18 protein-coding genes are annotated in these 25,347 nt (G+C 42.7%); 17 read left to right on the top strand and 1 reads right to left on the bottom strand.

The window, feature by feature from the left end; translation table 11 throughout:
• Positions 1-36 precede the first annotated feature (36 nt).
• The 12 genes from SNE25_RS30270 to SNE25_RS30215 all read left to right on the top strand — a co-directional run bounded on the left by SNE25_RS30270 (position 37) and on the right by SNE25_RS30215 (position 15,399).
• Positions 37-429, top strand: coding sequence for a hypothetical protein (locus SNE25_RS30270; protein WP_321562741.1), 393 nt, complete (start codon positions 37-39; stop codon positions 427-429).
• 106 nt (positions 430-535) lie between these two features.
• On the top strand, positions 536-1,675 hold the full coding sequence (locus tag SNE25_RS30265; RefSeq protein WP_321562740.1) for an efflux RND transporter periplasmic adaptor subunit: 1,140 nt from the start codon (positions 536-538) through the stop codon (positions 1,673-1,675).
• A 71-nt stretch (positions 1,676-1,746) separates the two neighbouring features.
• Positions 1,747-4,908, top strand: coding sequence for an efflux RND transporter permease subunit (locus SNE25_RS30260; protein ID WP_321562739.1), 3,162 nt, complete (start codon positions 1,747-1,749; stop codon positions 4,906-4,908).
• Between the two features lie 12 nt (positions 4,909-4,920).
• The gene (locus tag SNE25_RS30255) at positions 4,921-6,369 is read left to right on the top strand and encodes a TolC family protein (protein ID WP_321562738.1); all 1,449 of its coding nucleotides are present in this window, start codon (positions 4,921-4,923) and stop codon (positions 6,367-6,369) included.
• 226 nt (positions 6,370-6,595) lie between these two features.
• On the top strand, positions 6,596-7,015 hold the full coding sequence (locus SNE25_RS30250) for a GH116 family glycosyl hydrolase (protein WP_321562737.1): 420 nt from the start codon (positions 6,596-6,598) through the stop codon (positions 7,013-7,015).
• Positions 7,016-7,498: 483 nt separating this feature from the next.
• Entirely contained in the window at positions 7,499-8,314 is an 816-nt protein-coding gene (locus SNE25_RS30245) for a sugar phosphate isomerase/epimerase family protein (protein WP_321562736.1), read from the top strand.
• A 20-nt stretch (positions 8,315-8,334) separates the two neighbouring features.
• Complete coding sequence (locus SNE25_RS30240; protein WP_321562735.1) at positions 8,335-9,168, top strand: phosphogluconate dehydrogenase C-terminal domain-containing protein; 834 nt, start codon at positions 8,335-8,337, stop codon at positions 9,166-9,168.
• 15 nt (positions 9,169-9,183) lie between these two features.
• Entirely contained in the window at positions 9,184-10,221 is a 1,038-nt protein-coding gene (locus SNE25_RS30235) for a Gfo/Idh/MocA family protein (RefSeq protein ID WP_321562734.1), read from the top strand.
• Positions 10,211-11,695: a sugar ABC transporter ATP-binding protein gene (locus tag SNE25_RS30230; protein ID WP_321562733.1), complete on the top strand. Its 1,485-nt coding sequence runs from the start codon at positions 10,211-10,213 to the stop codon at positions 11,693-11,695. Before SNE25_RS30235 ends, SNE25_RS30230 begins: the two co-directional genes overlap by 11 nt.
• A 4-nt stretch (positions 11,696-11,699) precedes the next feature.
• A complete protein-coding gene (locus tag SNE25_RS30225) occupies positions 11,700-12,644 on the top strand; it encodes an ABC transporter permease (RefSeq protein WP_321562732.1) in 945 nt (314 codons plus the stop codon).
• A 10-nt stretch (positions 12,645-12,654) separates the two neighbouring features.
• Positions 12,655-13,671 carry a substrate-binding domain-containing protein gene (locus tag SNE25_RS30220; protein ID WP_321562731.1) on the top strand — a complete coding sequence of 339 codons (1,017 nt, stop codon included), beginning with the start codon at positions 12,655-12,657 and terminating at the stop codon, positions 13,669-13,671.
• Positions 13,672-13,686: 15 nt separating this feature from the next.
• The gene (locus SNE25_RS30215) at positions 13,687-15,399 is read left to right on the top strand and encodes a hypothetical protein (RefSeq protein ID WP_321562730.1); all 1,713 of its coding nucleotides are present in this window, start codon (positions 13,687-13,689) and stop codon (positions 15,397-15,399) included.
• A 10-nt stretch (positions 15,400-15,409) separates the two neighbouring features.
• Here the strand turns inward: SNE25_RS30215 and SNE25_RS30210 are convergent, their stop codons facing one another.
• Positions 15,410-16,327, bottom strand: a complete 918-nt coding sequence (locus tag SNE25_RS30210) for an AraC family transcriptional regulator (protein WP_321562729.1) — start codon at positions 16,325-16,327, stop codon at positions 15,410-15,412.
• 630 nt (positions 16,328-16,957) lie between these two features.
• Between SNE25_RS30210 and SNE25_RS30205 the strand changes: the two genes are divergently transcribed.
• From SNE25_RS30205 to SNE25_RS30185, 5 genes are all read left to right on the top strand, one after another.
• Positions 16,958-20,059, top strand: coding sequence for a SusC/RagA family TonB-linked outer membrane protein (locus SNE25_RS30205; protein WP_321562728.1), 3,102 nt, complete (start codon positions 16,958-16,960; stop codon positions 20,057-20,059).
• A gap of 18 nt (positions 20,060-20,077) precedes the next feature.
• Positions 20,078-21,541, top strand: a complete 1,464-nt coding sequence (locus SNE25_RS30200) for a RagB/SusD family nutrient uptake outer membrane protein (RefSeq protein WP_321562727.1) — start codon at positions 20,078-20,080, stop codon at positions 21,539-21,541.
• A 79-nt stretch (positions 21,542-21,620) separates the two neighbouring features.
• Positions 21,621-22,976 (top strand): glycoside hydrolase family 140 protein, encoded by a 1,356-nt coding sequence (locus SNE25_RS30195; RefSeq protein WP_321562726.1) that lies wholly within the window; start codon positions 21,621-21,623, stop codon positions 22,974-22,976.
• A 48-nt stretch (positions 22,977-23,024) separates the two neighbouring features.
• A complete protein-coding gene (locus tag SNE25_RS30190; protein ID WP_321562725.1) occupies positions 23,025-24,008 on the top strand; it encodes a glycoside hydrolase family 26 protein in 984 nt (327 codons plus the stop codon).
• Between the two features lie 24 nt (positions 24,009-24,032).
• Positions 24,033-25,343: a glycoside hydrolase family 140 protein gene (locus SNE25_RS30185; protein WP_321562724.1), complete on the top strand. Its 1,311-nt coding sequence runs from the start codon at positions 24,033-24,035 to the stop codon at positions 25,341-25,343.
• Positions 25,344-25,347: the final 4 nt, after the last annotated feature.

Below are 25,347 nucleotides of genomic sequence, written 5' to 3'. Positions count from 1 at the left end.
AAAAGCCTATTTTTATTGCTAACTTTGAAACGGCAGATGTTGAAAAAGTATTTAAATATTCTCCTTTCTGTATGGCTTATCAGTGCCATCGTCTGTTTTCACGCAACAAATCCTGAAAATAATACCTGCGAGCATTTTCAATTTTCAAGTAATAGCTATCATGCTGGAAATACATTGTTTGATCTGGCATATCAGGGCTTGAGCAATGATGATTCACATCATGACGCGAAACATCATCATCACGTAAAATATCAAAAAAGGTTTTTAACCAGTCGTGTGGTTGATTTTACTATTCAGATTCCTGCTACACAGGAATTCGTTGCTGACATTCTGCCACAGCATTTGTTTTCATTCCCAGGGAAGCAATGGTTAAATAAAGTTTTTTTACCGGTACATCACCATTTCCTTTTCCGGCTTACGCCTTTCTGATCCTGTTTCCTAACTCTTGACAGCGGCATTTCTGCTGCTTTATTTTAAGGATTATTTGCCTTACGTCTTCAGATGTGAGGTGACATTAACTAAAGGAAACAAAACCATGTTAAAACATAAAGGAATTTTTTATGCTTTGGCTGCCGCAACATGCTTTTCTATAGCTGGCTGCGTGTCTGAAGCTCACGATAATAACGCTCAGGAAGAACTGTTACAATTGCCGGTAGTTACGCTCAATGCCCGCGATACTGTTGTAAGTACAGCCTATGTAGCCGATATACAGGCAATTAAAAATATAGAGATCAGGACCCGCGTTAGGGGCTTTTTAGAAAAAATATATGTAGATGAAGGTCAGCAGGTAAAAAAAGGGCAATTGCTTTTTAAGCTGAACGATGAGGAATTTAAGAACATGCTGTCAAAGGCAAAGGCCGCGTTAAGTAATGCCACTGCAGATGCTAAGGCTACCGCGCTTGAAGTTGACAGGGTAAAAATGCTGGTTAGCAAAAAGGTAATATCCGCGTCAGAACTGGAAGTAGCAGAGGCTAAACTTCATGCAGACAAAGCCACTATTGAGGAAGCCCAATCTGCCGTACAAAGTGCGAAAGCCCACATGGATTACACTTCTATTCACGCTCCTTTTGATGGTATCATTAACCGTATACCGCTCAAGGCCGGAAGTTTGATAGATGAAGGCATGCTGCTAACCAATCTGTCAGATATCAGTTCTATGTACGCCTATTTCAGTTTTCCCGAAAATGAATATCTGAAATATGAACGTACCAAAAAAACTGCAGCCGATAGTGGTAACGACAAAGTGAAATTAGTACTTGCCGATGGCAGCAACTATCCTTATTCAGGCAACATCGAAACTATTGAAGGCGAAATTGAGCAAAGCACCGGTTCCATTGATTTCCGGGCCCGCTTCCCTAATCCGCAAAAGCTGTTAAGACATGGCGCCACCGGAAAAGTATTTCTGACAAACCGGGCCGATAATGTAGTGTTAGTTCCGCAACAAGCCGTTTTTGACATTCAGGATAAAAGCTATGTGTATTTGGTTGATAATCAAAACAAACTGCACATGAAAGCTTTTACACCACTTTTAAGGCTCTCGCACAGCTACATTGTAAAAGATGGTTTGAAATCTGGCGATAAAATTCTGTATGAAGGCGTTCAAAACGCCCGTGACGGCATGATTATAAAACCTGAACAAATAGAGCAGAAGCCTTTACTTGCTATGAAAAAATAGCTCGGTAACAGGCACAAGCACGCCATTTTGGGTCGTGCTGTTATTATCCATCTTTTCAAATTGATTATACTATGTTTAACCTGTTTATAAAGCGGCCGGTATTGTCGTTGGTTATCTCCCTGGTGATTACCCTGCTCGGAGTACTGGCTTTAATTACCCTGCCCATTACGCAGTTTCCTGATATTGTTCCGCCATCTGTAACGGTTACCGCAACGTATACCGGTGCCAATGCTGAAGTTTGCGCCAAAGCGGTAGCTACCCCGCTGGAACGTGCCATTAACGGTGTGCCCGGCATGACTTACATGTCTACTGTATGTACCAATGATGGTATCACGGTTATTTCTATTAATTTTAACGTAGGGGTTGATCCTGATCTGGCTGCTGTTAGCGTGCAGAACCGGGTATCAACCATTATTGACGAATTACCCGAAGAGGTAATCAAGGCCGGCGTAACTACCGAAAAGGAAGTTAACAGCATGCTGATGTACCTGAACATCATGAGCCGGGACAGTACGCTCGACGAAAAATTCATTTACAACTTTACAGATATTAACGTACTGCAGGAGCTTAAACGGATTGAAGGCGTTGGCCGTGCCGAGATCATGGGTGCTAAAGAATACTCCATGCGGGTTTGGCTCAAACCCGACAGGATGATGGCCTATCATGTATCTACCGATGAGGTTATACAATCCATTCGCAATCAGAATGTGGAAGCCGCGCCGGGTAAAACCGGACAGAGTTCTGATAAATCCCCGCAATTGCTGCAGTATGTTTTACGCTACCCCGGAAAGTTTTTTGAACCTGAACAATATAAAAATCTGGTAATACGGGCTGATGATAACGGATCCGTCCTGAAACTTAGAGAGGTTGCCGATGTTGAATTTGGCTCGTTAACCTACAGCATGGTATCCAAAACCGATGGCAGGCCATCGGCATCCATACTCATCAAACAAAGGCCGGGTTCAAACGCCCGTGAGGTGATCACCAATATTAAAGAGCGTATGGCCGAGCTGAAAAAAACATCGTTCCCGGCGGGTATGAGCTATAATGTAAACTATGATGTGTCGCGTTTTCTTGATGCGTCAGTACATGAGGTCATGCGTACGCTGATAGAAGCTTTTATTCTTGTTTTCATAGTAGTTTACCTCTTTCTACAGGATTTCAGATCGACGCTGATACCTGCGCTCGCTGTTCCGGTAGCGTTGATCGGTACCTTGTTCTTTATGCAGATGCTCGGGTTTTCCATTAACCTGCTTACGCTCTTCGCGTTAGTACTGGCTATTGGTATTGTGGTAGATAATGCTATTGTGGTGGTGGAGGCTGTTCACGTAAAAATGAACGAGGAGCATTTACCACCTATGGAGGCTACCCTGAGCGCCATGAAAGAGATCAGCGGAGCCATTGTGGCTATTACGCTGGTCATGTCGGCGGTGTTTGTGCCTGTAGCATTCATGTCAGGCCCGGTAGGTGTATTTTACCGGCAGTTCTCTTTAACGCTCGCATTCTCCATTGTAATCTCGGGCATAAACGCTTTGACGCTTACCCCCGCGTTGTGTGCCCTTATGCTGAAGCATGAACCTACCGCTAAAGGCAAAGAAGGAATGGTAAAACGCTTTTTTAATGGCTTTAATCACAAATATGATCAGCTATCTAATCGCTACTCATCCCTGATCGGCCGGATAGCGGGCAGAAGGGTAGTTACTTTTATTTTGCTGCTGTTTTTCTTCGGGGCTACCTGGGGTTTAAGTTTTATCCTGCCGTCGGGCTTTATACCTACGGAAGACCAGGGTATGATCTATGTGAACGTTACCACGCCTCCTGGCGCTACGGTGGAGCGTACAGAACAGGTGATCAGTCGCATCCAGGAGGTAAGTAAAAGCATTGGCGCTATTGAATCAGTATCTACACTTTCGGGTTATAGCTTAATTAATGAAATAGCGGGGGCATCCTATGGTATGGCCATGATCAACCTGAAACCCTGGGACGAAAGAAAAGAATCAATCAATGAAATTATTCATTTACTGGAGCAAAAAACAAAAAACATAGCCGATGCCTCCATCCAGTATTTTCCGCCGCCAACGGTTCCCGGTTTCGGTAATTCAAGTGGTTTCGAGATCCGTGTGCTCGACCGTACCGGCAGCGGCGATTTGCAAAAAACGGCCCAGGTAACCAATGGTTTTATAAAAGCGTTAAATGAGTCGCCCGAAATTTCAGGCGCATTCAGCAGTTTCGACCCCAATTTTCCGCAATATATGATCTCTGTTGATCAGCAGGTGGCGGCGCAAAAGGGTATCACCATTGATAAGGCGATGTCAACCCTGCAAACCCTGATGGGAAGTTATTACGCTTCAAACTTTATCCGTTTCGGACAAATGTATAAAGTAATGGTACAGGCTTCGCCGGAGTTTCGGTCGAAGCCCGAGGATGTCCTGAAACTACAGGTAAAAAATGAAAAAGGCGAAATGGTTCCCTTCTCAACATTCATCAAAATGAACCGCGTGTACGGGCCTGAACAAATTACCCGCTATAATATGTATACCTCTGCCATGATCACCGGTGATGCAGAACCCGGCTTTAGCAGTGGCGATGCTATTAAGGCTATTGAACGCATAGCCAAGGAAAAATTGCCAAAGGGCTTTACTTTCGCCTGGTCTGGTATGACGCGCGAGGAAATAGAATCAGGCAACCAGGCGATTTATATCTTCATTATTTGTCTGGTGTTTGTTTACCTCCTGCTTGCTGCCCAATATGAAAGCCTCTTGCTGCCGCTGCCGGTGATACTATCATTACCAACGGGTATTTTTGGCGCGTTTTTCTTTTTAAAGCTGCTGGGGCTCGAAAATAATATTTATGCGCAGGTCGCCCTGGTGATGCTGATTGGTTTGCTTGGCAAAAATGCCATTCTGATCATTGAGTTTGCCATACAGCGCCAAAAAGCCGGAGCCACGGTAATTAAAGCGGCTATTGAAGGCGCGGTATCCAGGATGCGGCCCATATTAATGACATCACTGGCCTTTATAGCCGGTCTTATCCCTTTATGTGTGGCTGATGGCGCCGGGGCGATGGGTAACCGGTCAATAGGTACAGCCGCTGCCGGGGGGATGCTCTTCGGTACCATTTTCGGTCTGATATTAATTCCCGGGCTTTATGTGCTTTTTGCCAGAATATCACCTGAAAAGAAAGAAGTAAAAATGGTATTGGTTGAGGAAGAAACAGTAGATAATTATCAATAAAGAAAATACACCATGCGAACGAATAAAGCTGTTCATTTATATATATTCATCATAAGCTTATTGTTTTGTATTATCACGGGATGTAAAAATTATAAGGCTACCGTATTACAAAACAATATAGCTATACCTGAAACATTTACCGGTAATACGGACACTACCACTGTTGCCAATTTACCCCTTAAGCAGTTTTTTACGGATACTTGCCTGCTGCATTTGATTGATACTGCGGTAACGGCTAATCCGGATATACAATCGGCTTTGCAGCGGGTAGAAATAGCGGGGGCTAATTTGCAAAGCAGCCGTTCATGGCTCATGCCTTCCATTGATTTTAACGCAACCGCCGGAATAGAAAAATATGGAGATTATACCATGAACGGTGTCGGGAACTATGATACCAACCTGTCGCCTAATATCAATAGCAAACAACGCATTCCTGGTCCCTCGCCCGATTATTTTGTAGGTTTCCGGAGCTCATGGGAAATTGATCTTTGGGGTAAGTTCCATCATCAGAAGGCAGCATCGTTTACCCGGTTTTTAGCCAGCAGGAGCGCGTATAAATTAGCGGTAACCTCGCTTACCGCACAGGTTGCAACGCTTTACTATCAGCTGCTTGCCCTTGATAATGAACGGCAGGTCATTGAGAAAAACATCACCCTGCAAAAAAACGCGCTCGAAATTATCAGGATCCAGAAACTTGGCGGCCGGGCTACAGAATTAGCCGTGCAACAGTTTGAGGCACAGCTGGCCCGCACGCAAAGCCTGCGTTTCGGCGTGGCTCAGCAAATAACGGAAACGGAAAACCAGCTTAATTTTTTAACCGGAAAGTTTACCGGTACGGTACGGCGCGACAGTTCTATTCATACCCTTAAGCTTCCGGGGGTGCTTCAGGCGGGTATACCCACCCAGTTACTGCTTAACCGGCCCGATATCAGACAAGCCGAACTGGAACTGGCGGCTATGAATGCGGATATTAAAGCAGTCCGCAAGGCTTTTTTACCATCGCTCACCATATCGCCCTATGTGGGTTATAATGCCTTCAAAACAGCGTTGCTGTTTGATTCAGGTTCGTTAGGCTATGGACTATTAGGCGGCATTACCGCGCCGATATTCAACCGTAAAAGGCTTAAGGCCGATTATGCCCGGACAATGGCCGAAGGCAAACAGGCGCTTTATCATTACCAAAAGGTTATCTTGAACGGGTTTATGGAAGTATCAAACAGTATTAAGGGAATAGAAAACTATAATGACTATTACAGCTTTAAACTACAAGAGGTAAAATCCCTTAAAAACGCGGTTGATGTGGCCGGTGATCTTTTTTTGGTGGGAAGGGCAAATTACCTGGAAATTATTACCGCCCAACGTAGTGTATTGGATGCCGAACTGGAATTGGCGAATACCAAGAAAAACATATTCCTGAACGCTGTTAATTTATACCGCGCGACTGGAGGTGGCTGGAAATAGGTGCGGGCTTGCGCAGTACACGGCATATGATCATATGAATGTTTTACGGTGAGTAATCCGATTTTTTTGTCCTTCCCAGGCGGCCAGTTGCCTGATTGCGTTTACTATTACTTTTTGCGCCTGCCTGCCTTCCGCGGTCGGCATGGCTGCGTAATTATGTGGCTGGCCTTTACAGAGGTGCAATTCTACATGTACACCGGCGTTTCGAATTTTCCTGGCTAAAATCATGCTATCGTTACCTTTTGTGTACAGCAATGAGGTATGGACAGGTATAGAATACCAGGTTGCCTCACACCTGATGCTAATGGGAGAAGTGGATAAAGGCCTTGAGATTGTCAGGGCTTGCCGTGACAGGTATGCCGGCGATATCCGTAACCCTTTTAACGAATATGAGTGCGGACATTGGTATGCAAGGGCAATGTCCAGCTATGGCATGCTGGAAGGGCTTACAGGGCTGCGTTATGATGCAGTCAATAAAAGCTTACATATAAATTCACAGATTGGTGATTTTACAAGTTTTCTTTCCACAGCTACGGGTTTCGGTACGGTTACACTTAAAGGCGGTACTCCGACTTTAAAAGTGGCGTATGGTGAAATTCCGGTTAGTAAGGTTATCGTATCTGGAATAGAAAAGAAATTAATATGAAACTGATTAAAGTCTGATAGATTAACACTGTTTTTTTATTCCAAACCGGGTTGACAAGAAGCTACAAGCTAATATCCTGATCATTCGGGTATTTTAATATTTGTGGTTAGATTTACGATAGAAAAGAAACGGGTGAGTCATTCGTTGATCCGGTTTGTTTAACTTTCTGTAGTTGATTAAATATTAAGTCTGTATAAGGGAAGGTTCGAATACCTCCTCACCGCACCCCATGTCATTAAAAATGAGCAAAAGCCTGTAATCATTGATTTACAGGCTTTCTTTTTTTGTCAACTACGCCGAAAGCTTTTGCCGGCAGACGCGGAGTAATTTGATAATTATTGCCATATTAGAATGACAGATGATCCAATAATAGTCTTCCTTATATTTTCTTGCAAAAATAGCGTTTAAATCAACCAATATACAGGACGGCGATCATCAGCTTTACCCCTAATATTGCTCATAACCAATTTACAATCTGATAGCATGATACTCGGGATAAGTAGCTTTACGTATGGTTGGGCTATAAATTATCATATAGCTGAAGCCAAAAATCCTGCTCTTGAACAGTTTTTGATCGATAGAACCCTGGCATTTGGATTGAGCTGCCTGCAAATAGGTGATAACTTACCTGTTCACACTTTTGATCGTGAGAGACTATATCGTCTCAAAAATAGAATAACCGAAAGCGGAATAAGGCTGGAAATAGGCGCGCGTGAACTTACTGATGAGCACCTGGAAAAATATATACAATTAGCTGATTACCTGGATGTCCGACTGCTTCGCTTTGTGATTGATGGTGCCGGCTTTGAGCCTGCCGCTGAAACCATAGTAAAAACTATAAAGAAATTTCTGCCCCGATTAAAACAGAAGGGCATCATTTTGGGAATTGAGAACCACGACAGGTTTAAGTCTAAAGAACTTGCCGGTATAATGGAGTTAATAGGAGATGAACATGTGGGGATATGCCTGGATTGCGTAAATTCAATTGGTGCCGGCGAGGGACTTGAATACGTAGCTCACATTCTATCACCATACACGGTAAACCTGCATATTAAAGATTTTACAGTAAACCGTTTGTCTCACCAGATGGGATTTTCTGTGGAAGGGTGCCCCGCAGGACAAGGGTTGACAGACATCGATCTGCTGATGGAAAAAGTTGGGCGATATGGCCGTTGTGAAAGTGCAGTACTGGAGCAATGGCTTGTGCCGGAAAATGTAAAGGAAACGACAGTATCCAAGGAAGAACAATGGGCGAAGCAAAGCATAGATTACCTTAAACAAACGAACTATTTTAAATAAGATAAAGGTTTTAAATTATTATGACAACAAAAATTGTTTTGGTTGGAGCCGGCGGCAAAATGGGTGTTCGCATTACGGATAACTTTTTAAATTGCTCTCAGTATGATATTTCCTATTTGGAGATCAGCGGTCCATGCATTGAATTATTAAAGCAGCGGGGTGTAACAGTGAGCGTGCAACAAGATGTTATTCCGCTTGCTGATGTAGTGATACTTGCCGTGCCGGATGTGGCTATCGGTAAAATCTCCGAAGAGATCATCCCGATGATGAAGACCGGTTCGCTGGTCATGACGCTCGACCCGGCTGCACCGTTAGACGGCGTGATCTTTCGACGTGATGACCTAAGTTATGTGATAGCTCATCCATGCCATCCTTCGGTGTTTAACTGGGAGCCTACAGAGGAAGCTTTCAGGGATTTTTACGGAGGCATATCTGCAAAACAGTCTATAGTGGTAGCATTAATGGCAGGGACAGAGGAGCAATACAACCTGGGGGAGCAGATCTCAAAAGACATGTATCAGCCTATTAAAGAGACGCATCGCATAACTCTTGAACAAATGGCTATTTTAGAGCCGGCAATGGTAGAAACACTGGCTCAAACCTGCATGGAAGTAGTAAAAAAAGGATATGACAAAATTGTTGAACTTGGCGTGCCCGAAGCAGCTGCCCATGATTTTGTATTGGGCCATCTGCGTATACAGATCGCGGTTTTGTTTAAAGAAGTAAATGGTACATTCTCTGATGCAGCGTATAAGATAAGCAAACGTGCAAGGCCTATTATATTTAAAGAAGGTTGGGAAAAGATATTTGAAATGAGCAATATACGCGAACAGGTAAGGGATATTACCAACTAGCAGAATATTTAGTTAATGAAGAAATTGAGATTTGCGGTCATAGGGACAGGCTTTTGGGCTAATTATCAAATCCCGGCCTGGATGGAACTGGATGGAATTGAATTGGTTGCTCTGTATAACCGCACCAGATCAAAGGCAGAAGCATTGGCTCAACAATATAATATTCCCGGAGTTTACGATGATATAGAGGAGCTTTTAAAAAATGAGCAGTTGGATTTCGCAGATATCATTACCGACGTAGATACTCATAATGTTTTTACAGAAATGGCGGCAAAAAAAGGGATAGCCGTTATTTGCCAGAAACCAATGGCTGCCGGTTTGAAAAAGGCAGAGCAGATGGTGAATACCTGTAAAAATCATCAGGTACCCTTTTTTATTCATGAGAACTGGCGATGGCAGGCTCCGATCCGAAAACTGAAAGATTTGCTGAATATGGGAGTAATAGGAAGTATTTTTAAAGCGCGGGTTACATTCTGCTCGGCGTTCCCGGTATTTGATAATCAACCGTTTTTGGCAGAGATCGATGAGTTTATATTGACTGATATTGGCTCACATATATTAGATGTTTGCCGCTTTCTGTTTGGCGAAGCAAGAAGCCTGTATTGCCAGACGGCATCCGTCAACCCTAAAATAAAGGGCGAAGACGCAGCCAATGTGATGATGAAGATGGAAAACGGTATATCCTGTTATGCCGAAATGTCCTACGCGTCAATATTGGAGCATGAATCCTTTCCACAAACCTATATTTTGATTGAAGGCACTAAGGGGTCTATACAACTGATGAATAATTACCAGGTACATATTACTACACGTAGCGGAACGGATAAAATAAAAGCCGCGCCAAGGCTTTATCGCTGGCTTGATCCTGCTTATGCATTAGTACATTCCAGCATTGTAGATTGTAACAGGGATATTTTGAACGATTTATTAAAAAACGAAGTTTCTGAAAACAGGGGCTCAAATAATCTGGAAACAGTGCGGTTAGTGCATGCCGCCTATGCTTCCGCAAGAAATAACGAATTGATCACTATAAAATCTTTCCATGCCGACTGAAAATAATCCCGCCTGGCGTTTAGAGCTGAACAATATCAGCAAGCAATTTCCTGGGGTGAAGGCGCTGGATGGAGTAGATTTTAATTTAAGGACAGGAGAAGTGCATGCACTTTGCGGTGAGAACGGTGCCGGGAAAAGTACGCTAATGAACATACTCTCCGGTAACCTGCAGCCTGATGCCGGCTTTATAAATATAAATGGCGAAAGAATCCGGTTCGATAATCCGCAATCGGCGTTCAATGCCGATGTCGCCATCGTTTATCAACACCTGAGTCTGGTTGACAGCATGAGCGTAGCCGAGAATATCTTTGCTAATCAGCAACCGCATAGCACTGCCGGTATAATCGACTTTAAATTGCTCTATCAAAATACAAGCCGCCTGCTGCAGCAATTATATATCGATATCAACCCCAAAACACTTGTATGCAGATTATCACCCGCACAAAAGCAGATGATAGAAATTGCGAAGGCACTTTCCCGCAATCCACAGATATTGATCTGCGATGAGCCTACCGCTTCCTTAACTGAAAAAGAAACGATTGTTTTATTTGACATTATAAATGGGTTAAAGGAAAAAAAGGTATCTGTTATTTATATCTCACACCGCTTGTCTGAAATTTTCAGGATTGCCGACCGGGTAACTGTATTGAAAGATGGTAAGATACAGGCAACATTTGACAACAATGACCTTACCGAAGATAAATTGATCAGAACAATGGTAGGCAGGGAAATCAAACAGATCCGCAAACAATCTTCGGTAACAAAACAAATATTAATGCAAGTTAAGAATCTTTCCGGTTCAAAGTTCAGTGATATAACATTTGATCTTTATTGCGGCGAGATACTGGGAATTGCCGGACTGGTAGGTGCCGGCAGAACGGAAATTGCAAGGGCTATATTCGGAGCGGATGATAAGTCGGGCGAAGTTTTAATCAGGGATAAAAAGGTTGATATTCAACACCCCTCAGATGCGGTAGCTAAAGGAATCGCTTATGTACCCGAAGATCGAAAGCAATCAGGGCTTTTCTTGGAAATGCCGGTTGCAGATAACATCGGTTGTTTATCAGCCGGTACCAGATCTGCCAGTTGGTTTAACAGAAATATTGTTATCCAGAGAGCAAAAGAGTATGTTGAACGGTTACATATTACGCCCCGAAATATCAATCAAAAAGCCGTTAACTTAAGTGGCGGCAACCAACAAAAGGTGGTGCTGGCCAAATGGCTGCAAACGAACCCTGAGGTATTGATCATTGACGAGCCAACACACGGCATCGATGTCGGCGCAAAACTCGAAATATATGAGCTGCTAACCACTATTGCAGCACAAGGAAAAGGAATTATTATGATATCGAGCGATATGCCCGAGCTTTTGGGATTATGCGACCGTATCCTGGTGCTGCGGCGTGGCGGGATAGCCGGCCAGCTCAATGCCGCTGAGGCGTCTGAAGATAAAATTATGTTATTAGCAAGTTGAGGGTATGTTGCAGAAATTGTTTGAAAATCGTCTTTATGCATTTGCCGTTGTGCTGGTTGTGATCATTGCAGCAGCAAGCGCGGTTTTTTCATCAACATTTCCAACCTTTAATAATTTCTCACAAATACTGCTCAACCTGTCCACTGATACCATCGTGGCGGTAGGTATGATGCTGCTGCTGATTTCGGGTACATTTGATCTTTCGGTGGGCTCTACCGTCGCATTTGTGGGATGTTTTACATCCTACCTTATGTTCTTTTTTCATGTGCCGGTACCCTTAGCCATCTTACTGGGCATGCTTTGCGCATCAGTAATAGGTTTAGTTAATGGGTATCTGATTGCTTACCAGGGGATTAACCCGATGATACAAACACTCGCAATGATGGGTATTATACGTGGCGGGGCGCTCATGGTAAGCGGTTCGGGTATACAGGGCTTACCTTATTGGTTCAATGTTATAGGACAATCTAAGCTGCTGGGCATTCAAATGCCGGTTTGGTATATGCTCCTGACAGTGGGGGTGTTTTCTTTCTTATTGAATAAAACCATTTTTTTCAGGCGGTACTATTATATTGGCAACAATGAAAAGGCCGCTGATCTATCAGGCATCAGGGTGAAAAGAATGAAGATGTATGGTTTCATATTATCCTCTTTATTGGCAGGTGCAGCGGGGATACTGTTAACATCACGTTTAGGAGCGGCTTTACCTACCATGGGCCGTGGACTAGAGTTGAAAGTAATAACGGCCGTAATATTGGGAGGTGCCAGCCTGAGTGGCGGGATAGGAAAAATGCCGGGCGCCCTGCTAGGTGCGCTTTTTATGGGAGTAATAGGGAATATCATGGTAATTTCGAGAGTATCGGGTTATTGGCAGGATATTATACTCGGGCTGATATTGATAGCCATATTGTGGCTGGACAAATTTTTGCAGAAAAAATATGAAGTGTAATAAAGAGCTTATGCTAAGGAAACCGTTTCTATTTGTTGTATGCTCTTTCATGCTGATGGTATATTCTTGCGAATTGCCGTCAAAGAATACTGAAACAGCCACGCCATCAGTTAATGAGGGCACAAAGGATGAAGCGATAAAGAACGAAGAATATGTAATGGTGACAACCGCCGTGACTATGCCAATGTATGTACATCACGATCAGGCGGCGTTTTTAAAATGGGGGAAGGCAAGGGGAGTGAAAGTGTCTGTTTTAGGTCCGGCCGATTGGGATGTTTCAGAACAGATCAATACTATAGAAGAAGTGATCGGCTCAAAACCATCGGGCCTGCTTATTAACGGTACTGATCCGGCAATAGCTGGGGCTATCAATAAGGCTGTAGCTGCGGGTATTCCAACAGTAGTTTATGATTCAGACATTCCTGATTCAAAGCGGAACGCTTTTTTAGGAACTGATTGGTACGAAATAGGTAAAATGCAGGGTGAAGAAATTGCCAGCCTGATCAATGGAAGAGGCAAAGTAGCCTATATGGGAATATTGGGCCTGAATAATATGGAAGCGGGCTTTAAGGGCCTTCTCGATGTATTTAAAAAGTATCCCGGAATTGAGGTGGTTGGTAAATTTGATGATAAAGCTAATGTAGAAGAGGCAGCAAAAATAACTTCCGACTTATTATCTGCGCATCCTGATATCGCTGCTTTCGCGGGTTTTGATTCTAATTCGGGTCCTGGTATCGCTTTAGCGGTAAAAGAGGCAGGCAGGGCTGGAAAAATCAAAATTACCTGCGTAGATTGGGAACCAGAGCACCTGGCACTGGTGAAACAAGGCGTTATCCAGATGCTTGCAGGACAAAAACGTGAACTTTTTACCTGGTATGGCGCCCAGTTTTTATATGATATGGCACATAAAACTAACAAACTATCAGGCAACGATGCCAAAGCCGGGATAACAGATATACCATATTCGGTTAACACTGGGCTGTTGAAAATTACAAAAGAGAACGTTGATCAATTTATAAATCACTAATACTATCCGGATATTATGCAGCTTCGGGCCGGGACATTTACTTTACTATATGAAAAAGGCTTTTTGCGTTATATCAGTTATGATAAAACAGAAATACTGAGGATGATCTATTTTGCCCTTCGCGATGAGAATTGGGGAACTATGGATGTTATTATAAAAAATGAGATAATCCGATCCAGGCAAAACAGTTTTTTTATCAGTTATGATTGCTGTCATCAACAAAAGGGTACCGACATTTTTTGCTGGCAGGTAATGATTAACGGCAGCGAAAACGGCGAAATTACTTTTGAAATAGAGGGATATGCACGGGTTGAATTCTTAAAGAACAGGCTGGGTTTTTGTGTTTTACACCCGATCGGTGATTACCGGGGCCAGCAGGTCGAAATTACCCACCCTGATAAAACAGTAACACAAACCAGTTTCCCGGAGCCTATTGCGAATGATGACCCGTTTAGGCAAATAGCAAGTTTAAAATGGCAAAAGAATAACAGTTGGTACAACCTGGGTTTTGAAGGAGATATTTTTGAGACCGAAGATCAGCGTAACTGGACAGATGCTTCATTTAAAACTTTTTGCACCCCGCATGATTTGCCTGTTCCTGTTAAAGTTATGCATGGTGAAAGGATTCATCAAAAAATCGTTTTTTCCGCTGTTGATGACCTGCCCGTTTTACCTGTTGGTAAAAGCAATTTAATAGAAATTACGATGACCGGTCAGATACTTGAGTTACCCAAAATAGGTATCGCCGCTGCCGAAGTAGCTAATCAAATATCAGCAAAGGCCGGAGCATTACTCCGCGACCTAAAGCTTAAACACTACGCAATAACTGTTGACTTATCCCGTGAACATTGGACAGCACAGTTTTTTAGTGATACTGAAAATGCAGGAATACTGCAATTGCCTTTACAGGTGACGCTTCAATTGAGCGAAAATTTTTTAGGAGAAATAAACGTTTTTACAGCGCTTTGCCATCAGTTGAAAGCCGATGTAAAATCAATTCTTTTGCTATCAAAAAATGAGCTGGTAACCAGTAAGCAATTAATAGATCATAGCTGGGTAATAAAAGAGCAATTTCCAGATGTGCCGGTAGGCGTTGGTACAGATTATAATTTTAAAGAGATCAACCGGTGCAGGTTTAATACCAGTGGTGCTGAATTTATAGGTTATGCTATTCATCCGCAGGAACATGCGTCTGATGATCTGTCGTTGATTGAAAACATTGCCGCACAGGCTGATACCGTTAAAACTGCAAAACATATTTATGGTGAAAATATATCTGTATACATCTCGCCTGTCACATTGAAAAAAAGATTTAATCCTTATGCTAGTGACCCTGCTTTGATAACACGGTCTGATAATGAACGTAATGATTCAAGACAAAATAAAAGTTTCTGTTCAGTTTTTACTTTAGGCAGCATTAAAAGCCTGACAGTTGCACAGGCGGATAGCATCACCTATTTTAAAACACTTGGAAACCAGGGTGTCATATCAGATAGTAATGAACCATTCCCGGTTTATTTTGCATTGAAAAATGTGTTAAATAATTCATCAGCTATAATTAATACTGGATCTTCTGATCCATTGGCGGTTGACAGTATGCTGTTTAAAGATGGATTACTGCTGCTCTGGAATTATACCAATGCGGAGCAAACAGCCTTAATGTTTGATGGAAAAAGCATAAAATTGAGACCGCACCAGATCAAAACAATTGCTGTTGAATTGAATTGATTAAAATGTGCTATCGTTTTACAGTCAGCGCACCGGAAACCTTTTTATTCCCCTTTTCCCGGTATTCGCTTGGCGTCGATTTCACTATCCTTTTGAATAGTTTATGAAAATTGGACAGACTATTAAATCCACTTGAAAAACAGATCTCGCTGATATCAAGATTGTTTTCCATTAGCAGTTCACATGCGTATGAAATTCTAACCTCCGATAAATAATCAAAATAGCTTTTACGTGTGCGGGTTTTAAAATAACGGCAAAAGGCCGAAGGGGTGAGGTTAATCAAATCAGCAACCACCGGTAGAGATACAGCATCCTTAAAATGCTGTGCAGTATAAGAATATATAGTATTTATCTTTCTTGAATCCTTGTCATTAACCTCTTTCAGATAGCTTAAAGGGTTAAGAAATATGTATTCTTCAGAATGCGCAATTATATTCAAAATAGACAATAACTCCAGTATAGCCGAGGTTTCGCTTAATTTGGTAAGGTGCACAAGCTTTTCACTGATCTCGTCCTTGAGACTGCCGGTTAGTTTTATACCCTGTTGAGCCTTGTCCAGCAACTGTTTGATATGGCTAAATTCCTTTACCTGAAAAAAATCCTGCCCTAGGAAACACTCTTTAAACTGCACGACAATAGTTTGTATAGATTCATTAGGATATTGCCGGTAAAACTCCTTATCGCGTTGTCGCGTATGCGGTAAATTTTTGCCAAATAATAATATTTCGCCCTCTTCAATGGCGCTTATGTTGTTGCCTATAAAATTTGTTCCTCGGGCTTTAATGCAATAAAGCAATTCTATCTCCGGATGAAAATGCCAGGGATTATTCCATACGATCTCATCACCTTTTATAATAATCGAGTTGCCCAGCGATGGGATGATTTTTAATAAATGGGGCTTCTGAGCTATACGTTGTGCTTGGGGCATGTTTATAGCTATTTGGGTTTGAAAAAAATGGTTTATATAGGTCTAAATTTATGGAAATAAAGAATAACTGTCAAAATTATATTTAATAGTAAAGGCAAATTATCTATGGGTTTGACATTGTCGGGCAAAACGGAACATTAATGCAAAAATAGCGTCTACAATAACCAATATAAAGGATGCTAAGCAGATACAGATGCATTAATTTAGATTATTCCAACTATAATGCCATGTACATGCACATTAACCGTAATTAATATGGATGTATAATGATGATAGCCGGATACCAATTGTAATTATCAGAAAAACCAATTTATTAACCAAACTAACTAACTGTATGACAAATTTATACATTCAAATTCGTGCTTGGGAATTAGGTCGCCGGGGTATAAGTACTCTACATAACCAACCTCATGCTTTAGATAATTAAACGCATAAAGCGTCAAACTTAGGTCTGTTTTTAGCAAGCAATCTTACAAACACTACAGGTAATTCAAACACCACAATAGGGTGCAGGGGAGTTATTTGTGTTAAAAGTGCAGCCTGATGCAGACATCCTTAAGGCAAAAAAAACGCCTTTGTGAAAAGCTCAATAATCTCTAACCCAATTAAAATCTTTAATGAATTTAAATTATGAGAAAACTACAATTAACCATGTGTTTATGCCTTTTGTTATATGGTTTTATAACACCAAAAGGTAATGCACAAATTCTGGCTTCAAACCTTAGCCGGAAAAAAGAAATAAACATACCCGGCAAGGAACAGGCATCCCCCATAAATGCTGCTGTTACCATATCAGGACGGGTAACAGATAACACAGGGGCGCCGATGCCTGGGGTAAACGTAGCCCTTAAGGGTACAACTTTAGGGACGGTAACGGATGCGAATGGAAAATATTCATTAAACGTTCCGGATCAAACGGGTACGCTTGTTTTTAGCTTTGTTGGTTATATAAGCCAGGAAGTAGCTATTGGTAATAACACCGCTATAAATGTTAAGCTGGAGGAATCAAGTAAATCTCTTAACGAAGTAGTAGTAATAGGATATGGTACTCAACGAAAATCCGACCTTACCGGGGCACTTACATCAGTATCAACCAAAGACTTCGCCCAACAGCCGGTTACCAGGGTTGATCAGGTGCTGTCCGGCCGCGCAGCCGGTGTGCAGGTAACCAACGCCAGTGGTGCCCCCGGTGCCAATGTAAGGATCCGGGTCAGGGGTTCCAATTCAGTACTGGGTAATAACGATCCATTGTATGTAATAGATGGTTTTGTAGGTGCTGATTTTTCTATTCTTAACCCTAACGATATAGAGTCGATACAGGTGCTTAAGGACGCCGCATCTACCGCAATTTATGGTAGCAGGGGCGCAAATGGTGTTATTATTGTTACTACTAAAAAAGGCTCGGGCTCTGGTTTTAAGATATCATATGAGGCACAGGGTTCCCGTTCTGAAGTGGTTAAAAGGTGGGATGTGCTTAACGCGTTTGACTATGCCACTACAGCAAATGAACGTTCTGTAGCTTTAGGCACATCACCTATTTTTACCCAGGACCAGGTAGATCAATTTCGTAACAACAAGGGTACCGATTGGCAGAATCTGGTATTCCGCAGAGCTACCGGCCAGCAGCATCAGTTAACTTTATCGGGCGGAGGAGAGAAAACCACCTACCTTATATCAGCTAACTATCTGGACCAGGACGGCGTGATTAATAATACCGGCTTTAAAAAGTACACCATCCGTTCAAATGTAAGCTCAAAGCCAACTGATGATTTTTCTTTGCGTTTAAACTTTACCGGTTCACGAATCGAGAATCACAACATTGGCTTGCAAAGCGGTACAGGCAATGCACTGGTTGAGGCTTTATCATGGGCACCTACCACACCAGCCTATGACGCTACTGGTCATTACACCTCTCAGGATCCAACAGGTTCTGTGGCAATAAATCCATTGGCCCTGTTATATGATTTAAATAATGATGATAACAGAAATATTGCCAATGTTATAGGTGGTGCAAATTATAAGCTGCCAATTAAAGGCTTAGCCATTGATTTACAATACGGCGTTAATTATACCGGTGTACAGGACGCTTCCTGGGGTGGGATTTACCTTACCCGGGGTAACCCTTTTGCCAACAGGAGCACCAGCGACCAGGTAACTTTACAAAGTACAAGCTCCCTTAACTATAACCGCACTTTTAATAAATATCATAACATTAGCGCAGTGGTGGTATTTGAGACTCAGAAATACGTACAAAACGATTTTTCTGCCGCAGGTAATACCTTGTTTTTCCCGGATCTGGGTTATTATAATCTATCGCTTGCTAACTCCTATGCGGTAGGCGCGGGATATTCCAAATCCTCATTGCTTTCGTACCTTGGGCGTGTAAACTACTCTTATAAAGATAAATACCTGTTGTCTTTTGCCGTAAGGCGTGATGGGTCATCAAAGTTTGCCGATGGAAATAAATACAGCACTTTCCCTTCTGTTGGCGCGGGATATAACCTGGCTGAAGAGGACTTTATAAAGGGCATGAATGTGTTTAGCAATCTGAAACTCCGGGCCAGCTGGGGTATGACAGGCAGCCAGGCAATTGGTCCGTATGCTACGCTCTCAACTTACAACACCGGAACCCCGGCTGCATTCAACAATGCAGGCGTACTTTATGGTATTCAGCTTGGTAACCCTGGTAACACTCACCTTAAATGGGAAACTACCAAGCAAACCGATGTTGGGCTTGAAATGGGTGTATTGGATGGCCGTGTAACATTAGAAGGTGATTACTTTGTAAAGAACACGACGGACCTGTTATTGAATCAGGCACTGCCGGCTTATGTGGGCGGTGGAACTGAAACAAAGAATGTTGGTGAAGTACAAAACAAAGGTTTTGAAATTACACTTACAGCCAACCTGCTTAAAACCACCGGGTTTAGCTGGACAAGTAACTTTAACGTAGCGGTAGTTAAAAATAAAGTGGCAAGTCTTGGAGGTGTAGCTCCAAGAATTTTGACAGGTACAGGAGTAGGTGGAGGAATGTCTACAACAAATGAATTTGTGCTTCAGCCGGGCTATTCTCTTGGATCATACTGGGGATTGAAGTATTTAGGGACCTGGAAACCAGCAGATGCTCAGGAGGCTGCCAAATACAATGAAAAACCTGGCGATTCAAGGTATGCGGATCTGAATAACGACGGGCAGATCAACGCTGATGACTTTACCATTATTGGAAAAGGCATACCAACCACTACCGCGGGCTGGAACAATACTTTCACTTACAAGGGCTTTACGCTAAATGTTTTCTTCCAGGGAGTATTAGGGGTTGATAAGCTGAACTATACCCGCGCGGTAGCATTATCAGGCAGCGGTGACGCAAGGCAATATATTTTATCGGAAATAAAAGACCGTTATATACCGGGTGAAAATCAAACTTCAAATATACCGGCTTTTAGCAGCACAAACGTTGTAATTACGCAATCAAGCAGGTTTATTGAAAACGGCAGCTACGTACGTCTTAAAAACCTAAGCCTGGCTTATACCTTTCCTAAGGTAGTTAACAACCGCGGGGCTATTAAGGTATTTGTAAGCGGCACTAACCTTGCAACCATTACCAAATATAAGGGGCTTGATCCGGAAGCAAATAACATAGGGTCGGGTACTGATACAGCCCAGGGAATTGATTATGGCGCCTATCCAAATTCAAGAGTGTACACATTAGGCGTTAACTTATCATATTAAAATATTAATTTATAAAAAATGAAAAAGCTACTCATACTCTCTATGGCTGCCTTTTTTATAACCGCGAGCAGTTGTAAAAAATATTTAAATGAAGAAGTCAGAGGCGCTCTGCTGGGTGCAGATGCGTTAAAATCTCAGCAAGGCCTTGAAGCCGCGCTTACTGGTGCTTATGCAGGCTGGGAAAATACATTCAGTACCGGCTTTATACATGCTACTGCAATTGCTGCTACAATGGGCGGCGATGACGTAACAACGCACCATGCCAGTAACAAAGCTGATTTACGCGAATTTGATCAGTTTGCAGTATCGGCAACTAACCAGCGTACACAAGCGCTATATAATGGATGTTATAAAGCGATACAGGGTGCCAATAATATTATAACTAACTATAAAACCACTGTAGGCGATGCTACAACAATTAACGCTATTGCCGGCGAAGCTTATTTCGTCCGGGCATTGTCTTATTACTGGCTTATACGTTTATATGGCAGTATCCCTTTAATAACCGACCCCGTTTTTACTGATGCTATGCTTACAGTTAAAAGGTCATCTGCAGCAGATGTTTATAAGCTGATTGAAGCCGACCTCACAGCCGCCGACGGATTACTGCCGAACACCAAACGCGATCCCGGACGGCCAAACAAAGGTACCGCTGAGGCTTACCTTGCCGATGTTTATCTAACCGAGGCCGGCTGGCCATTAAAGCAAACTGATAAGTATGCAATGGCAGCAGCAGAAGCTAAAAAGGTAATTGATAATAAAGCCTTATACGGGTTTGATTTACTGCCTTCATATGATCAGGTTTGGGAAAATGATCCGACAAAAAATGGTACAGTAGAAACAGTTTTCCAGATATCTACTTTTATGGGTGTAGGCTCAACAACAAATTGTAATTATGGTTGGTCGGCGATGCCTGGTGAAGAAGGTGGATGGGATGACTTTTTTTCAGAAATAAATTTCTTTAAAAATTTCCCTGCCGGGCCAAGAAAGGATGCTACATTCCGCACTACATTTAAGTTATCAAACGGCACAACTATCCCATGGCAGCAAAGCCAAACCAAGCACCCTTATTATCACAAATATTATATAAAAGGAGATGTTGGTAACTACGTTTCTTCAGTTCCCGAATCAATGATGCGTTATGCCTATGTGCTAACCGTTTATGCCGAGGCCGAAGCAAGAGCTACCGGTGCGCCCGACGCATTAGCCTATAGCTGCATCAACGCTATCAGGAGTAGGGCGGGGTTAACCCCTTTAAGCGGACTATCAGGGCCTGATTTTGCAGCAGCAGTTGTGCAGGAACGGGCGTGGGAGTTTGCTGCCGAACGTACCCGTTGGTTTGATCTTGTACGTCTTGAAATGGTTGAGCAGGCAAATGCCAGCAAGGATTCTGATGACCTTAAACCCATTGGGGCAATAGCAAAATCGGATTATACATTCCCGCTTCCATTCTCGGAAACTTCTGTTAACCCTAATTTGTAATAACTTTTATCTGTTAACTACCGCCTGCTTAACGGGGCAGGCGGTAGTTTTCTAATTAATCCGTTTGTAACCTAAAGCTATGCGGAGGTATATACTATTCATATTAACACTTTTGGCTGCGCAAAACGTTATGGCGCAATTTAGTGTAAGCCCTAACCAACATTATATATTAAAAGATGATAAGCCATTCTTTTGGCTTGGCGATACAGCCTGGGAACTTTTTGCCCGCTTAAACAAGGAAGAGGCAGACACCTATTTAAAAATCCGGGCCAGCCAGGGTTTTACCGTTGTACAGGCTGTTGTATTAGCAGAGCTGGATGGCTTGCATACGCCAAATGCATATGGAGAAAAGCCATTGATTGGTGATGATCCTGCTAAACCAAATGAAAAGTATTTTGAGCAGGTAGATTTTATTGTTGACAAAGCAGCGCAGTATCATATAAACATTGCCATGCTGCCCACCTGGGGCGATAAAATTTTTAAAAACAGCTGGGGCACCGGTCCAGAAGTATTTAATGAAAAGAACGCTGCGGTTTATGCATCATGGCTGGCAAAGAGATATAAGAAAAGGAAAAATATCATTTGGATATTAGGCGGAGATCGTAATCCGAGAGACCAAAATGATATTGCTGTATGGCGGGCTATGGGTAATGCAATAATGAAGGAAACAGCTAATAAAGCCTTGATCACTTACCATTGTCAGCCAAACAAGTTAGGGTCGGCCGAATGGTTTCGCAAAGAAAGCTGGTTTAGTTTTAACGCTTTTCAAAACGGGCACTGTCGTAACGAAGCTATTTATAATAAGATGCAGGCGGGCTATTCTGCCATGCCGCTAAAACCCGAAATTGATGCGGAACCTATTTATGAGGATCACCCGGTATGTTTTAACGTGCAGGATTTAGGTACGTCCAGCGCTTATGATGTAAGGAAGTACGCTTATCTCGACTTATTTTCGGGTGCATTTGGTCATACTTATGGTTGCCATGATGTATGGCAAATGTATTCGGCAAAACATGAACCGGTCAATGGCCCCCATATTTATTGGTCCGAAGCTTTGCAGCTTCCCGGTGCCAATCAAATGAAATTGGTAAAGCGGCTGATGGAATCGCACCCCATGCTTGACCGTGTTCCCGATCAATCGGTGATTGTTGAAAATAATAACACACCTGCAGAGCGTATACAGGCTACACGCGGTAAAGATTACATATTTGTTTATACAGCCGCAGGCAAGCCGTTTACTGTTAATGCTTCAAAAATAACGGGTAGTAAACTAAATGCTTACTGGTATGATCCGCGCAATGGTAAAACTACCGTGATAGGTTTGGTAGCCAACGCCCGAAGAAAGTTTACGCCGCCATCAACCGGTTACGGGCATGATTGGGTACTGGTATTGGATGATGCAGCTAAAAACTACAAAAACATGGGAGCAGAATAGGTTTTACAGTTGACGAGTACGTAAAACAAATAATCTTTACCGATACACATGAAAAAGGCATATACTTTTATATTCTTATTTACGCTTTCAGCAAGTGCCGGGGCGCAAAGCAAATCAAAATACCAGGTTGTTAATTTTTTTAATAGCATATCAGGAAAGCAAACCTTGTCTGGCATACACAATAACGAACCCAATGCCGAACCTGTACGGCGGACAAATAGAGTTGATTCTATTACCGGGCATTTTCCGGCTTTATGGAGCGGCGATTTTTTATTTCAGCGGGAGAATATTGATAATCGGCAAATAATGATAAATGAAGCTGTGCGGGAGTGGAAAAAAGGCGCAGTTATAAATATCATGTGGCATGCCTGTAATCCCGCCAGCGAAGAGCCTTGTGGCTGGGACAATGGCCATGGTGTATTGAGCAAATTGAGCGACGAACAGTGGAAGCAATTAACCACTGATGGCAGCGAACTAAACAAAATATGGAAAGCGCGGATAGACGAAGTTTGCTATTACCTGCGCCAATTAAAAGATAAAAACGTAGAAGTACTTTGGCGGCCCATGCATGAAATGAACATAAACGCATTTTGGTGGGCTGGTCGTCCCGGCCCGGATGGTACAATAAAACTTTATCAAATGTTGCACGACTATATGGTTAACAAAAAGAAACTAACCAACTTAATATGGGTTTGGGATATTCAGGATTTGAGTACCCTTGCTGACGACGCCAAACGCTACAAGCCTGCCCCGCAATACTGGGATGTAGCCGCCTTAGATGTTTATGACCATTCCGGTTTTACTGACGAAAAATATAAAATCATGCAACAAGCCTGTGACGGTAAGCCCATGGCTATAGGCGAATGCGAGGTATTCCCGAGCGCTGAAAAATTATATGCTCAGCCTAAATGGACTTTCTTCATGGCATGGTCTGACCAGGAATTTAAATGCAATACGATAGAGCAAATAAAAGCTATTCATACAGCACCAAATGTGCTGACTCTTGATAAAATGCCCGGTTGGAAGCAATGAAATAACTATAGGCTTGATAAAAAAATGAGAAAGATTCTATTTTTAATAGTTGCGATACTATTATGCAGGCAGGCAAATGCACAGTTTAGCGTAAGCGCTGATAAACATTATTTATTAAAGGATGGCAAGCCATTTTTTTGGATGGGTGACACTGCCTGGGTGCTTTTTGCAAGACTGACCAGAGAAGAAGCAGATACTTATTTAAAAACGCGTAGCGAACAAGGGTTTACAGTGATACAGGCTGTGGCTTCTGGTTTGCACAGCACGCTTTCAACCAATGTTTACGGTGAAAAGCCGCTTATTAACGATGACCCGTCTACACCAAATGAAAAGTATTTTGAGATGGTGGATTATGTGATCGATAAGGCTGAGGAATACCACCTTAACGTAGCACTATTCCCAACCTGGGCTTCCGGACCGCAAAAATACAACGAAACGAATGCCGCCGAATACGGAGCATGGATAGGCACCCGGTATAAGAACCGCACGAATGTTATATGGATATTGGGCGGCGATAATTTCCCGGAACCCAAAGATATTCCCTACTGGCATGCCATGGGCACGGCTATCATGAAGGCGACCGATGGTAAAGCCGTGATCAGTTACCATGCAAAGCCGAATAACTTAGGTTCGGCTGAATGGTTCAGAAACGAACCATGGTTTAGCTTTAATGTATTCCAGAACGGTCATTGCCGGGATGAACCTATTTATGATAAGATGTCGGCTGCTTACAAGGCCTTACCCATAAAGCCGGAGATTGACGCTGAGCCTATTTATGAAGATCACCCGGTATGTTTTGATGTGCACAATCAGGGCATTACAAACGCTTACGATGTCAGAAGCTATGCTTATCTCGACCTGTTTGCGGGGGCTTTCGGGCATACTTACGGCTGCCATGATGTTTGGCAGATGTATTCGCCGAAACACGAGTCAATCAACGGTGCGCATTATTTCTGGTATGATGCACTTAAACTACCCGGCGCCGAGCAGATGAAATTTGTAAGGCAATTGATGGAATCGCACCCGATAACCGATCGTGTGCCGGATCAGTCATTGATAGTCGAAAATAATTACTTTCCGGCCGACCGTGTTCAGGCTACCAGGGGCAAGGATTACATTTTTGTTTACACTGCGTCCGGCCGGCCATTTACCGTGATTCCAGCGAGTATAAAAGCCATAAAGCTGAACGCTTATTGGTTTGACCCGCGTACAGGCAAGGTGACAGAGATCGGTATCATCGCAAATGCAAAAAGAAAATTCACCCCACCATCAACTGGCTATAACCGCGATTGGGTGCTGGTGCTGGATGACCCTGCTAAAAATTATAAGATATAAAATA

The sequence above is a fragment of the Mucilaginibacter sabulilitoris genome (genome assembly GCF_034262375.1).
In the GTDB taxonomy this organism is placed as follows: Bacteria; Bacteroidota; Bacteroidia; order Sphingobacteriales; family Sphingobacteriaceae; genus Mucilaginibacter; species Mucilaginibacter sabulilitoris.
The sequence above is the reverse complement of the archived record's forward strand: the minus strand, read 5'-3'. Positions and strand labels throughout refer to the sequence as shown.

Coding starts and splice junctions, on each gene's coding strand:
- SNE25_RS30250 (WP_321562737.1), top strand. CDS start 6,596: ATGCTATCGTTACCTTTTGTGTACAGCAATGAGGTATGGACAGGTATA.
- SNE25_RS30200 (WP_321562727.1), top strand. CDS start 20,078: ATGAAAAAGCTACTCATACTCTCTATGGCTGCCTTTTTTATAACCGCG.
- SNE25_RS30240 (WP_321562735.1), top strand. CDS start 8,335: ATGACAACAAAAATTGTTTTGGTTGGAGCCGGCGGCAAAATGGGTGTT.
- SNE25_RS30190 (WP_321562725.1), top strand. CDS start 23,025: ATGAAAAAGGCATATACTTTTATATTCTTATTTACGCTTTCAGCAAGT.
- SNE25_RS30260 (WP_321562739.1), top strand. CDS start 1,747: ATGTTTAACCTGTTTATAAAGCGGCCGGTATTGTCGTTGGTTATCTCC.
- SNE25_RS30205 (WP_321562728.1), top strand. CDS start 16,958: ATGAGAAAACTACAATTAACCATGTGTTTATGCCTTTTGTTATATGGT.
- SNE25_RS30210 (WP_321562729.1), bottom strand. CDS start 16,327: ATGCCCCAAGCACAACGTATAGCTCAGAAGCCCCATTTATTAAAAATC.
- SNE25_RS30215 (WP_321562730.1), top strand. CDS start 13,687: ATGCAGCTTCGGGCCGGGACATTTACTTTACTATATGAAAAAGGCTTT.
- SNE25_RS30195 (WP_321562726.1), top strand. CDS start 21,621: ATGCGGAGGTATATACTATTCATATTAACACTTTTGGCTGCGCAAAAC.
- SNE25_RS30255 (WP_321562738.1), top strand. CDS start 4,921: ATGCGAACGAATAAAGCTGTTCATTTATATATATTCATCATAAGCTTA.
- SNE25_RS30185 (WP_321562724.1), top strand. CDS start 24,033: ATGAGAAAGATTCTATTTTTAATAGTTGCGATACTATTATGCAGGCAG.
- SNE25_RS30270 (WP_321562741.1), top strand. CDS start 37: ATGTTGAAAAAGTATTTAAATATTCTCCTTTCTGTATGGCTTATCAGT.
- SNE25_RS30220 (WP_321562731.1), top strand. CDS start 12,655: ATGCTAAGGAAACCGTTTCTATTTGTTGTATGCTCTTTCATGCTGATG.
- SNE25_RS30225 (WP_321562732.1), top strand. CDS start 11,700: ATGTTGCAGAAATTGTTTGAAAATCGTCTTTATGCATTTGCCGTTGTG.
- SNE25_RS30235 (WP_321562734.1), top strand. CDS start 9,184: ATGAAGAAATTGAGATTTGCGGTCATAGGGACAGGCTTTTGGGCTAAT.
- SNE25_RS30265 (WP_321562740.1), top strand. CDS start 536: ATGTTAAAACATAAAGGAATTTTTTATGCTTTGGCTGCCGCAACATGC.
- SNE25_RS30245 (WP_321562736.1), top strand. CDS start 7,499: ATGATACTCGGGATAAGTAGCTTTACGTATGGTTGGGCTATAAATTAT.
- SNE25_RS30230 (WP_321562733.1), top strand. CDS start 10,211: ATGCCGACTGAAAATAATCCCGCCTGGCGTTTAGAGCTGAACAATATC.